At 40.7% G+C, this 12,228-nt stretch carries 10 protein-coding genes; 2 read left to right on the top strand and 8 right to left on the bottom strand.

What is annotated here, in order from left to right; all coding sequences use genetic code 11:
* Positions 1 to 29: 29 nt before the first annotated feature.
* The 3 genes from PSE72_RS14265 to PSE72_RS14255 are packed head-to-tail and all read right to left on the bottom strand — an operon-like array spanning position 30 to position 3,729.
* A complete protein-coding gene (locus tag PSE72_RS14265) occupies positions 30 to 845 on the bottom strand; it encodes a dimethyl sulfoxide reductase anchor subunit family protein (protein WP_115167060.1) in 816 nt (271 codons plus the stop codon).
* 2 nt (positions 846 to 847) lie between these two features.
* Positions 848 to 1,396: a 4Fe-4S dicluster domain-containing protein gene (locus tag PSE72_RS14260; RefSeq protein ID WP_198641579.1), complete on the bottom strand. Its 549-nt coding sequence runs from the start codon at positions 1,394 to 1,396 to the stop codon at positions 848 to 850.
* 2 nt (positions 1,397 to 1,398) lie between these two features.
* Positions 1,399 to 3,729 (bottom strand): molybdopterin-containing oxidoreductase family protein, encoded by a 2,331-nt coding sequence (locus tag PSE72_RS14255; protein ID WP_115167059.1) that lies wholly within the window; start codon positions 3,727 to 3,729, stop codon positions 1,399 to 1,401.
* A gap of 207 nt (positions 3,730 to 3,936) precedes the next feature.
* Between PSE72_RS14255 and PSE72_RS14250 the strand changes: the two genes are divergently transcribed.
* The gene (locus tag PSE72_RS14250) at positions 3,937 to 4,626 is read left to right on the top strand and encodes a helix-turn-helix domain-containing protein (RefSeq protein ID WP_004911864.1); all 690 of its coding nucleotides are present in this window, start codon (positions 3,937 to 3,939) and stop codon (positions 4,624 to 4,626) included.
* A 79-nt stretch (positions 4,627 to 4,705) separates the two neighbouring features.
* Here the strand turns inward: PSE72_RS14250 and tmaR are convergent, their stop codons facing one another.
* Both tmaR and PSE72_RS14240 read right to left on the bottom strand, forming a co-directional pair.
* Complete coding sequence (tmaR, locus tag PSE72_RS14245) at positions 4,706 to 5,038, bottom strand: PTS system regulator TmaR (RefSeq protein ID WP_004253179.1); 333 nt, start codon at positions 5,036 to 5,038, stop codon at positions 4,706 to 4,708.
* A 124-nt stretch (positions 5,039 to 5,162) separates the two neighbouring features.
* A complete protein-coding gene (locus tag PSE72_RS14240; RefSeq protein WP_004911868.1) occupies positions 5,163 to 6,446 on the bottom strand; it encodes an MFS transporter in 1,284 nt (427 codons plus the stop codon).
* 350 nt (positions 6,447 to 6,796) lie between these two features.
* Here PSE72_RS14240 and sbcB point away from each other — a divergent pair, with 350 nt between their 5' ends.
* Complete coding sequence (gene sbcB / locus PSE72_RS14235) at positions 6,797 to 8,224, top strand: exodeoxyribonuclease I (protein WP_272690988.1); 1,428 nt, start codon at positions 6,797 to 6,799, stop codon at positions 8,222 to 8,224.
* A gap of 71 nt (positions 8,225 to 8,295) precedes the next feature.
* Here the strand turns inward: sbcB and dld are convergent, their stop codons facing one another.
* From dld to PSE72_RS14220, 3 genes are all read right to left on the bottom strand, one after another.
* The gene (gene dld / locus PSE72_RS14230; protein ID WP_198641576.1) at positions 8,296 to 10,035 is read right to left on the bottom strand and encodes a D-lactate dehydrogenase; all 1,740 of its coding nucleotides are present in this window, start codon (positions 10,033 to 10,035) and stop codon (positions 8,296 to 8,298) included.
* Between the two features lie 301 nt (positions 10,036 to 10,336).
* Positions 10,337 to 11,722, bottom strand: coding sequence for an APC family permease (locus PSE72_RS14225; protein WP_115167057.1), 1,386 nt, complete (start codon positions 11,720 to 11,722; stop codon positions 10,337 to 10,339).
* Positions 11,712 to 11,924, bottom strand: coding sequence for a hypothetical protein (locus tag PSE72_RS14220; protein ID WP_004253162.1), 213 nt, complete (start codon positions 11,922 to 11,924; stop codon positions 11,712 to 11,714). Before PSE72_RS14220 ends, PSE72_RS14225 begins: the two co-directional genes overlap by 11 nt.
* Positions 11,925 to 12,228 lie beyond the last annotated feature (304 nt).

The following is a 12,228-nucleotide window of genomic DNA, read 5'->3' as shown; positions in this document are numbered from 1 at the left end:
CGCGACAGGCCGAAATATGACGAGGATTTTTAGAACCAAGGAGCTTGGATCATAACCGCCCCATAAAACAATGCACGACCGGCCAACTCTCCGCTAAACATCGCCAACATTATCAATACAAGTAAGACGGCGGATGGTCGTTCCTTGTATACTTTTACCGCCATAATGCAAGGCAATATCATACTCATCACTACTTGCCACCATAGCAAGTAGCTCCCGCCTTGGCTTGCAGGTAATTGTAAGCGAATAATCTGTGCAATTAATACCAATGCAACGCCTATCAGCACGCCAACTTTAATGGTCGAGGGTAATGACTTGCCTTGCTCAATAACAAATAAGGCTACTAGACTAAAACCAAGGACAATTGCACTGCCTATAAACGCGATTTGGGTTGCCGGTGTATGCCATAATGGATGAGCAACCATTTGATAATAGACTTGTGCTGTGACAAGTATAGCGGCTAATCCACCAATCCCGCTGATCCAGCCTAATATCGTATTGCGCGTGTTTACTGTGGGTTGTAACCAGCAAGATAGAGCCCACAAAGTGATAACACCATTTAATAATACAAATGTCACTGCCTCGCGACTTAGCCATGAATGACTTAGCCCCAGAACGGAACGGTATGCTTCGAGAGGCACACCTAAATGCCCCATTGACATCGATGAACCAATAACTTCAATCAGCCATATCAATAGCACTGCGCGACGTAATACAGAGCCTGATAATAAGGAGCCTTGACAGGCTTTCATTTGGTAAATGGTTAATGCGAGAACCGCACCAATCCCCCATTGGCTCATCACTGTAAAAAATACCAGAGGGAGTTCCATATGTTTAATATCCATGATTAATCCTCCATCCCAATAATGACAATGTTTGGATTGCTGATCGTGTGGTCTGGCATATTGTAACGATGTTCCAGTACCGCCCAGTTCGTCGTGTGCTTTTTACGTAGTTCAGTGATATCACCAAACTCAATGGCACCCGTAGGGCAAGACTCCACACACCTTGGCAGTAGGCCTTCATCTAACCGTTCCGCACACATATTACACTTGCTGGTTTTCCCTTCTGCTGGGTCAAAGACAGGAGCATGATATGGACAAGCCATAATACACATCTGGCAACCAATACATTTCTCATGATCTTGAACGACAATACCGTCCGCCCGTTTGGTATAGGTGTCTGCTGGGCAAACTTTTAAACACTGTGGGTCATCACAATGGTTACAAGACATCGTAATAAATGCTTGAGTATTCGGTGAATCATCATTGAATTCACGAACTCGACGCCACAAGACGCCCGGCGGGGTCACATTCTCAGATTTACAAGCCATTGAACAAGTGCGGCAACCATAGCAATCTTTTGTATTTATTAAAAAACCATATTGCTTGACCATGATTAAGCCTCCCTTCTTACATCAACTAACGTACTATTACAGCAGTGCCCCGTTCCCAAATGTTCAACTTGGTCATTCGTGACATGACTGCTGCTCCCCCCCTGTTGTTCCCACCAGCCGTTATCCAGTGAAATTACGCCTTTTTTAATATGCGTTGTCACGACAGCAATTGCTCGGTGTTCTCCTCGGTCATTAAAGGTGATCGCCCATTCTCCATCTTTAATGCCTCGTGATTTAGCATCTTCTGGGTGAATCAAGACATTCGGCTGGTTTCGTTGTACTTCAAGGATCCATTCATTCATTCCATGACTTGAATGCACACTACGCGCTAACTTGCGCTGAACCGCCATCAAAGGATACTTTTTGGCTAATTCAGGTGAACCTTTAACAGACTCGGTCACTTGGTAGTAAGCGACGACAGGTGAAAAATTTTTCTTTTGCCAATCTTCAACAAATAAGTGTGCTTTTTTGGTTGATGTCCTAAACACACCATCTTTGAACGGTATCCAATCCCCTTCGACTGGGCGTACTGGCCCTTTTTCTAACATTTGGCGAGTGATACCAGAGCCGACTAAACAGGCATCAATATAGTGCTCTATTGGCTTATTAAATACGTCGCCAAACCCGAAACGTTCTGCTAATCGGGCGAAAATCCAATAGTCGGGTTTTGCTTCACCTGCTGGCTCAACCGCCTTTTCCATTAATTGGACATATTGGCTACGAACGCCCGCCATCAAACTGGTATCTTCAAAAATAGTGGTCACCGGTAAAACTAAATCAGCATATAAGGCTGTTGAGCTCATGAGGTTATCGGCTACCACAACAAATGGAACTTTCTTTAGTGCTTCGCGAACCTTGTTGGTATTCGGCAATTGGGTCATAACCCCCATCGTCATAATCCACCAGAAATTAATCGGATGTGGCTTTTCATTGACGATAAAATCGCCAACTTTCGCTACAGGAATGGGAGGAATGTTTTTCACATTCGGCGCCGGTGGCACTATTGGACTAAAATTCGCCATTTGCCGAGCTCCGCCAGCATCACAAACACCCGCCCCTCGTTTACCTATATTTCCAGTCAATAAGGCGAGATAGAACTGGCTTCCTGCGACATAAGCGCCATGTTCGGTTCGTTGTGCTCCTGACATGTTTTGCACAATCATTGAAGGAGTTATTGATGAGTAATCCCGAGCAAGACGTACAATAGTTTCCGTTGGAACATCCGTTTCTTCACTGACCCGGGCAATATCCCAACCTTTTGCTTGCTGGTAAATTTGTTCAAAAACAGTGGTGTAATTCAAATCCTCTGGAAGTTCATGTTGAAAAAGTGCCGGTTTAATGCCCGATGAATCATGACGAACTAATTGTCTGCTTAATGTGTCGAAAACTAAATAGCTGTCCTTATCATCTTTGTTTTGCCTGACTTGTTTTTGATTCGCATCGACCAAATAAACCGCGCCAGTATGAGCCCTCAAGAAATTTTCATCTATCCGGTTTTCTTCAATAATAATTTTAATCATACCTAAAGCAAGCGCGGTATCTGTCCCTGGAATAATAGGTATCCACTCGTCCGCTTTTGCAGCTGTTTCACTAAAACGCGGATCAATCACCACTAATCGAGCGCCATTTCTTCTCGCTTGGTTATAATTTTTAAAATAGGCTTGCATCGTAACAGCTGGGTTATTGCCCCAACACAGGATATAACGGCTATCCGCTATCGTATCGCGGGTGTCTGCATACCTCAGGCCGAGCATCGGGATCATCGCAGCTGTTACAGCAGAGCAACAAAGTGAACCCGCTTGTTTCGTTGAACCGCCTAAATAATCAAAGAAAGCCTTCCCCATATCATTTTTAATCGAGTCCATATTTCCGGCATGAGTGGAAATAAACAACCCTTCATTACCATATTTATCAATGGTCTCTCTAATATTTTTTTCAATAAGATCCAGCGCCTCATCCCAACTTATCGGTTTGAATTCAGCTTTACCTTTTTCGCCTACTCGTAGTAACGGTGTTTTGATGCGTTGGTCATGATAGACCCATTTAGTTCGGCTCATACCTCGCAAGCAACATTTGACATTAAACCCTTCCGTCGCCTGAATTTTCATCAGCTTACCTTGGTAGGTATATGCGGTTAGGTTGCAATGCAAACACTCCATTGCACAAGTTGACCGAAATGTTTTGTAGTCCGACAGTTTGAGTCGCACCTTCGGTAAGGGTTGATTGCTGTTTCCTTGTGCATAAGAACTGGGGGCGATACTCGCCAACCCTACAACGCCAAGCCCTTTGAGTAGAGTTCGGCGTTTCAAACGTAGTGAATTTATCGTTTTCATTATAGTAAACCTCGACATTGCCTTTATAAGTACACTATATATATACGCCATTCACTAAAGATGAACTTGAGTAGCATCAATAATTCTATCTATTTATAGGTAATAAGGTGCTACCGCTTTCGGATTATTCTTCTGCGTTATTGGTTCGTTAGCAGCGCAAGGCAACTCATGGTAAAATTTCAGGACTTGTTAAACTGAGGTTTATGTATGTCTACTCTGCAAGGTGTTAATTCTGTTGATATAGCCGTAAGCATTTTAAATTATATTGCTCAAAATGGGGGCATTGCTCGTGCAGCGGATATTTCAAAAGGTTGTGAGATATCAAAAAGCCGTCTACATAAATATTTGGTTTCACTGTGCCGTACACAAATGCTGTACCAAGATACTCAAACTAGCCGTTATGGTTTAGGCCGCAATTTAACCTTCTTAGCTAATTTTGTTAAACCTGAAGACTCATACATCGACGCCATTAACAATAATTTGATTCAATTTCGCGATGAACAAAACGTTTCAACAGGCATAGCCACGCGTCTAGGAAAGGCACTGTCTTTAGTGAAATATAATCGTAGCTTCAAAAATATTGAAATTGACTTTTTACCTAACACGCCATTGCCTGTCGTAAAAAGTGCAGCTGGGCTGATTTATTCTGCATTTGATAACCAATTTGGTTCGAATTCCTATTCGCAGGACGAAATTAATAAAGTTATCCAACAAGGCTATGCCATCCGTTACCAACCAACTGAAGGAATTCCCGGAGCGCAATCTATTGCTTGTCCTGTATTTAATGGTGAAGGCCAGCTTGTCGCAGCAGCAGTGACGATGGGATTTATTGCAGAAAATGAAATGGAAAGGTTAGCAACCGCATTAATCAAACAAGTTAATAGGTTAAATTTATAATCACTACGTGCGGTCAATGCTATCTATCAACTCAAGTCAAAAACAATAAAGCCGAGATGACCTCGGCTTTACGTGGTAATTATTTCACATCAATACGCGGTAATTCACCCATCTCTTTGAGCTTTTTCGATATTTCACGACGTTCTTTGGAGAGTTCAGCGTTCTTGATAATATAATCATCAACACGATCATCATAATCACTACGCATATTCGCAATAATTGCCTGAATATCTTCAATCGACATACCTGGTTTTATATATTCACTCAAGTTATCCAGCAGCAAAACACGCTTCTGGTTATCACGAATTTTTTTCTCATTGTCGGTGATTTCACGACGAATTTTATTTTTGCGACGAAACATACGCACAAATTCCAGAACATTTTGGAAAGACGGCTTGTTAGCGTTGTCCATGTTTAAAACCCTCTAGTCAATATTCAAAACGCATTATCTATTAACACAATACAATCTAATCCTATTGAGTTACAAGCCCGTTTCGCATATTTATCAAATTATTCCGCTGAAAATTGATTTCACTTTATACTTTAACGACCAAATTTTCGGAGTGATCTTGATTACATTTATTTGTTTGATCTTTTTCTCTGATTTCTTGATGACCTGCCCCATCACCTCTGAGACAAAATGCAGATAATATCGTCGTAATAATAACAAATATCCCCATGACCAGATAGGTATCAGCAAAACCAATTTTATCATACCCCCAACCCGCTAATGGCGATAAAATACTTGCAACGACAGAGCTCATGCAACTAAAGCCAACCAAATAAAGTGTCGATGACAAACGTTTATCGAAATGAAGGCTGTTATACTTAAAAATCGCGACTAACAGAATCGGGAGCTCAACGGCATGCAGTAATTTCATTATCGATATCATAATCGCGCCATCAACTAGGCCTGAACCAATAATGCGTAGAGCCATGACAGAACTCGCAAACAGCAATCCATTTTTAGCACCAATTCGGTTGACGATAAATGGCGCTAAAAACATTCCTCCTGCCTCCAAGAAAACCTGCAATGAATTTAGATAACCGTACATCTCATTACCTAATTGCTCACTTTGAAACTGATGGGCAAAATACACCATAAATTGCTGGTCATACACACTGTATATACAGGTACCTAATACAAACAATATCAAAGCCCAAAAATGGGGCTGTACAAACAATTGCAAAGCATCTTTCACAGTGATGGCTGAAGGTTTACCATGTTCAAGGCTATTATAGGCATCTGCGTTTGCCGTTTTTAAATTCAATAAAATAACTAAAAATAATAAGCCTGAAACGGTTGCCATGATAAAATTGTAATCAGGGTTCAGGTTAATATTACGCCCAGCAAAAAACGTTGCAGTCGCCCAACCCAATGAGCCCCACATCCTCGCTTTTCCATATTCAAAATTACGTAATCGGCTAACTCGCTCTGTATAAGATTCAAGTACACCAATGCCCGCATGAAAAGTCATGCCAATAAACAAACCACCAATAACACTACCCAAAAACACATTCCATCTTAGCAACGTACCGAAAACCATAAAAAATGGCCCAGATGAAATCAGTAGAACTGCAATAAATAACAGTAAATTTTTTCGTAATCCTAATTTATCTTGCATAAACCCATAGAGTGGCTGTGCGCAAAGTGCCACAATCGAAATACAAGAGAAAATAAATCCTGTATCCGCCCCATCCAAGCCAACATATTTACGCAGCCAGATTGCGACGACAGAAAACGTTGATGACCACGTGAAAAAGAAAAAAAACAATAATGCACTCAAAGAGGCATAATACTTTCTTGAGCCACGATTCATATTTCATCACCTATCAAAAATTATCTTGATGAAATGTTAAGGTTAACATTAATTTCAAACCACAAAATAGCCTGTTAATTGTGATGTTAATCACTAATGTTAACGTTAACAATTGATATATGTGATATCAATCACGATATACTCTCGCAAATTAATGACGAATATCTGCTGGGTAAAAGATTTCATCAAATCATCCAAGTTATGCGGCTCTCAATCTTACCCACTCAATAACAGATAGCCTTGGTTTAGCTTTTACGGTAGATAAGGTATCATTAATCAACAAGGTATAGTGAATAGCAATAAATTAACCACTATCAATCTACTATATAATCATCAAAATGGTGAAAACGTTGCAAGATAATAAAAAACAACCGACCTTTTTTATTCATGACTATGAAACCTTTGGTAAGCGCCCTGCTCTCGATAGGCCTGCGCAGTTTGCAGGCGTTCGCACTGACCTTGATTTTAATATCATTGAAGAACCCGAAGTTTTTTATTGTGCTCCGGCTGATGACTATTTACCGCAACCTGAAGCCGTCATGATCACTGGGATCACCCCGCAAGTCGCATTATCTCAAGGCATTAATGAAGCCGAGTTTGCTAAACGAATTCATGCGGCTTTTAGTGTCCCTAATACCTGTATTATGGGCTACAACAATATTCGTTTCGATGATGAAGTTACGCGTAATATTTTTTACCGAAATTTTTACGACCCATATGCATATAGTTGGCAACAAGGAAATTCGCGTTGGGATTTACTCGACACTTTGCGTGCCTGTTTTGCGCTTCGCCCTGAAGGTATTCAATGGCCAGAAAATGAAGATGGTTTACCGAGTATGCGTTTAGAACATTTGACCAAAGCAAATGGGGTTGCTCATGAAAATGCACATGATGCAATGTCTGACGTTTTAGCGACTATAAATATGGCAAAACTGTTGAAAGCCGCTCAACCGCGAATGTTCGATTACTTTTATCAGTTAAGAAATAAAAATAAAATAAGTCAACTTATTGATATTGTAGAAATAACACCATTAGTTCATGTCTCTGGTATGTTTGGCGCATTGCGCTCTTATGCCAGTTTAGTCGCTCCGCTTGCTTGGCATCCTGATAACAAAAATGCCGTTATTATGTGCGATTTATCTGCCGATATCTCACCATTAATTGACTTAGACGTTCAACAATTACGTACCCGATTATATACGCCTAAAGCTGAATTGGCGGGCGCTTCTCCCATTCCTGTAAAATTAGTTCATATTAATAAATGCCCAATTTTAGCGCCAGAAAAGACACTGCGCCCAGAAGATGCACAGCGAACAGGTGTTGACCGTGACTTATGTATGCGCAATCTGGAAACCTTACGCAAGCACCCTGAAATTCGTAATAAACTAATTGAGTTATTTAGCGAGCCTCAAATATTTGCAGAGTCAGATGATGTCGATACACAAATTTATAATGGTTTTTTCAGTCCTTCTGACCGCTCAACGATGGATATTATTCGTGAAACTTCCCCACAGAACTTACCTGCATTGGAATTAAGTTTTGAAGATAAGCGCATGAAAGAACTTTTCTTTCGCTATAAAGCACGTAATTACCCTGCAACCTTATCTTATGATGAGCAGCAGCGCTGGTTACAGCACCGTAGAGACTACTTTAATGAAGAGCGTTTAACAGAATATATGCAACAAATACAGCTATTACTTGTAGAGCATCAACATGATGAAAAGCGTTGCCAGCAATTAAAAGCATTGATTAATTATGCGAGAGACCTCGCCAGCTAATTTAGTCATAAAAAAGCAGATATTGAAATGCTTACCAATACCTGCTTTTTTTCATTTATATGACACGTGCCTTAATGGTCATGAGAATGACCGCAACTACAATCCCCTTCCCAATTTTTGCGTTTAGTTGTTTTACCTAAACCGGGGTTCATTGTATTTGTTGGGTCAGATTGCTTATAGAACGATTTCAACTGTTCAGGGGCTTTATATAAATGACCTACGTTATGCTCTGCAGGATATTGAGCGCCTCGTTCATCTAACAAAGCTAACATTTTTTCTTTTAGCTCTTTCGGGTCTACGCCTTTTTTCAATACATAATCCTGATGCATAACATGGCACATAAAGTGGCCACAGTATAATTTATGCACCAATAACTTTTCAATTTCTGGTGGTAACGTTTCAAACCAATTTCTATCATTGCGGCGTAATGCGATATCAAGAGGTAAAACATCTTCCACATCTTTGTTGTGGACAGCATGATAACGAACCGCAGAACCCGCAGCAGCAAAACGATGTAAAAATGCTTTTGCTCCCTCCTCGGGTGTACATTCAAAATAGCCGCCATCTGCGCTTGAAAAATAAGATTTTAGCCAAACTTTAGCTTCATCAATGCCGTCTCCAGCCATTTTTAACATTAAGTGGTGTTCGTAACGATCACGGAACTCTTTCATACGAGGCGGCAAATGGGAGGGCCATAATTTACTGAGAACCTGCATAGTACGGTCAATCAGATTTGATGGCAGGAATGGGACTTTATTTAATACCGCATCAATTCGCCCTTTAATGGTGAAAAACATTGGCATTTTGTCAGTGCCGAATTTATCAATCATTAAAAAGGTATCTTTGCCATAAACTTCTGCAATATCGAAGCAACCACGGTGCATATATTCACCTGCTACTGGCAGGTTTTTAAATTCACTCAAAATATAACGACGGATATCTTCCAAAACATCTGGATTATTAGAACCGATATAAAATACCTGTGTTTTTTTATCTGCAGGGAAAGTATCTAAACGAACAGCAAATACGGCTAATTTTCCTGCGCATCCTGATGCTTCAAATAGACGGCGTTCATCAGCATTAAAGCGTGATGGTGTATCGGCATCGACATCACGAACACGTTCTGCATATTCGTGATCAGAGGCTAATTTATCGCTAACTTGCACGTCTTCACTGCTATAACCGCGATTTTGCAGATTTGTCAGAATTTCTTCTGGGGTGTCTCCTAAATCGATACCAAGATGATTTACCAATTCTACTTTGCCATCATCATTGACTCGACCATAGAGAGCCAGCTCCGTATAAGCAGGACCTCGGCGTACTAGCGACCCACCAGAACTATTACAAATCCCCCCAACTACAGAAGCACCAATACACGAAGACCCAATCAAAGAGTGCGGTTCGCGCCCTAATGGTTTTAAGATTTTTTCCAGATCGTACAAAGTGCTTCCCGGCATCGCAACCACTTGGTTAAATTCTGGTAAAACTTGAATTTGGTTTAATTTCAATGTACTAATGATGACGATATCGCGATCATAATCATAACCGCTCGGTGTTGACCCTTCGGTTAACCCTGTATTCGCTGCTTGCATCAGGACAATTTTGTCCGCTTCAACACACGCCTTGAAAACATACCATTGTTCGAGCAATGTTGTTGGAAATACAACCGCGATTGCATCCCCCATACCAGAGCGAAAGCCTTTGCGATAACGTTCTGTTTTATGCGGCTCTGTTAAAATATTTTTTTTGCCAACAATATTCCTAAGCGTCAGTAATAACCGTTGATTCTCAGGTTTCTTTGCATCATTCATTTGTGTGCCTTATTAATCGAATTCGTAATTATCATAGTTATGCATTATGTGTTGTAACAACAATATCACATAATATTATGATGTTAATAGGCTACACGCTTTATCTTAAATAATTCTTAACGGGTAAAAAAATAGCGCCTCAAGGACGCTATTTGATCAATTCTAATTCTGAGTATATTCAAAATAGTTCGTGTTGTAGCAAGGCGCCGAGCAAAACGAGCATGGGGAGCATACATAAGTATGTGACCCATGTCGTTTTGAGAACGCAACGCAGCTACAGCGCGAAATATGAAGAATATAGTTAGATGTCGCTCATTTGCGGCATAGGACGCTTAAACATACGCGTTAAAATAGCCATATAAACTAAACCAACCGCAGTCCAGACTAAACCATATACCATTGAATCTTCTTCAATATTTAGCCATAACACACAGACTGTTAATGTCCCTATGACAGGTAAAATCAAATAGTTAATGATATTTTTAGCCCCAGTCATACGGCGTTCACGAATAAAGAATTGGCTGATAACCGAAATATTCACGAAGGTAAACGCGATTAGTGCACCAAAGTTAATTAATGCGGTTGCAAAATCCATTTCAAACCAGATAGCGCCTAGTGCTAAGAAACCAACCATTAATACGTTATATGCAGGGGTGCGCCACGTTGGGCTAACATAGCCAAATACTTTTTCTGGGAATACTCCATCACGCCCCATGACATACATTAAACGCGCACTACCCGCATGAGCGGCCATACCTGACGCTAATACCGTAACGCATGAGAACACCAGAATGATTGACTGGAAGAATGCTCCAGCAACAAAACGCATAATATCTGGCTGTGTCTCGTTAATATTCTTAAAGCGTGATACATCTGGGAAGTATTGCTGTAAGAAGAAAGAAACGGTAATAAAGATAACCCCACCAATTAACGCAGTTAAGAAAATAGCCCGCGGGATGACTTTACCTGCATTTGGCGTTTCTTCTGACAATGAGCTTAATCCGTCGAAACCTAAGAATGAGAAACAAAGAATTGTCGCCCCAGCTATCAGTGGGATCACTTCGGTTTTTTCATTAGCAAATGGATTAAATGTCCAAATCTCACCTGAACCTTCACCATTCGAAACACCGTGAATGACTAAGCCCGTAAAGACCGCCATGACACCAACTTGGATAATCGCAATCACGGTACTTAAGTTCGCTATCACGTTGATACCGCGTAAGTTTGCTGCCGTCATCAAAATGACTAAACCCACAACAAAAATCGCTGGTTCAACATTAGGGAAAATATCTTGTAAATAAATTTTAGCCAATAAGATGTTGATCATTGGCATAAAAATATAGGACAGCAAGGATGTCCAACCCACCAAGAAGCCAATATGAGGGCTCATCGATTTTTGGGCGTAAGTGTACGCTGAACCGGCTGATGGGAAACGTTTCACCAATTTACCGTAGCTCAGAGCAGTAAACAGTATCGCAGCAAGTGCAATAATGTATGAAGTTGGAACATGTCCACCGGTTTTATCTGACACCATTCCGAAGGTATCAAATATCGTCATTGGCTGGATATACGCAATACCGATCATCACTACTTGCACCAATGTTAAGGTTTTTGCAAGTTGTACGCGGTTATTCGCACCCGTTTGATTGTGACCGATGTCTAATGGAATTGGAGTATTATTTTGCACGTCTAAGCCCTCCCATAACTTTCGATTGCATACTACTTCGGCTTAATCGACAGTTACTGGGAAGACTTTGCATCTGCCTATAGGCAGAGAAAAACGAAGAAAGGGAGAAAGGCGTGTGAGCGAAGCCACCGAGAGCCCCATAGTCATCGATACGGCAGCCACCAGCGCCTGGCCCTGCTGCGAATGCGAAAAAGTAAGCCATAAAAGCATTCCTCAAATCGGTAGCGAAAAATGTTTGCTACACGTAAATATTAAAATTATCTCTCCGGCTCTATGTCCGGCCCCGCTAGAATGAACGTTCCTAAAAACAAAAAAACCGATGCTTCATTTAATTAAGCATCAGTTATTTTTTAGTTCGCGCATTTTGCACGCCATAACCACAAATAGCAAGTTAAATTGTTAACAAATCACCCTATTTTCCATAAGAAATTTTGATTATTTCTGACTTTTTGCCATATCTGCTTATAACCTCTTTTCTTATGATTTTTATCAGGTTTTAATCAACA

The organism is Providencia sp. PROV116, from assembly GCF_028482485.1.
In the GTDB taxonomy this organism is placed as follows: domain Bacteria; phylum Pseudomonadota; class Gammaproteobacteria; order Enterobacterales; family Enterobacteriaceae; genus Providencia; species Providencia rettgeri.
This window is presented reverse-complemented; position numbering and strand designations above follow the sequence as displayed.

Bases quoted from the DNA above. Each gene is read 5' to 3' on its own strand.
- dld (WP_198641576.1), bottom strand. From the start codon at position 10,035: ATGAATGATGCAAAGAAACCTGAGAATCAACGGTTATTACTGACGCTT.
- PSE72_RS14260 (WP_198641579.1), bottom strand. From the start codon at position 1,396: ATGGTCAAGCAATATGGTTTTTTAATAAATACAAAAGATTGCTATGGT.
- PSE72_RS14220 (WP_004253162.1), bottom strand. From the start codon at position 11,924: ATGGCTTACTTTTTCGCATTCGCAGCAGGGCCAGGCGCTGGTGGCTGC.
- PSE72_RS14255 (WP_115167059.1), bottom strand. From the start codon at position 3,729: ATGAAAACGATAAATTCACTACGTTTGAAACGCCGAACTCTACTCAAA.
- PSE72_RS14250 (WP_004911864.1), top strand. From the start codon at position 3,937: ATGTCTACTCTGCAAGGTGTTAATTCTGTTGATATAGCCGTAAGCATT.
- PSE72_RS14265 (WP_115167060.1), bottom strand. From the start codon at position 845: ATGGATATTAAACATATGGAACTCCCTCTGGTATTTTTTACAGTGATG.
- PSE72_RS14240 (WP_004911868.1), bottom strand. From the start codon at position 6,446: ATGAATCGTGGCTCAAGAAAGTATTATGCCTCTTTGAGTGCATTATTG.
- tmaR (WP_004253179.1), bottom strand. From the start codon at position 5,038: ATGGACAACGCTAACAAGCCGTCTTTCCAAAATGTTCTGGAATTTGTG.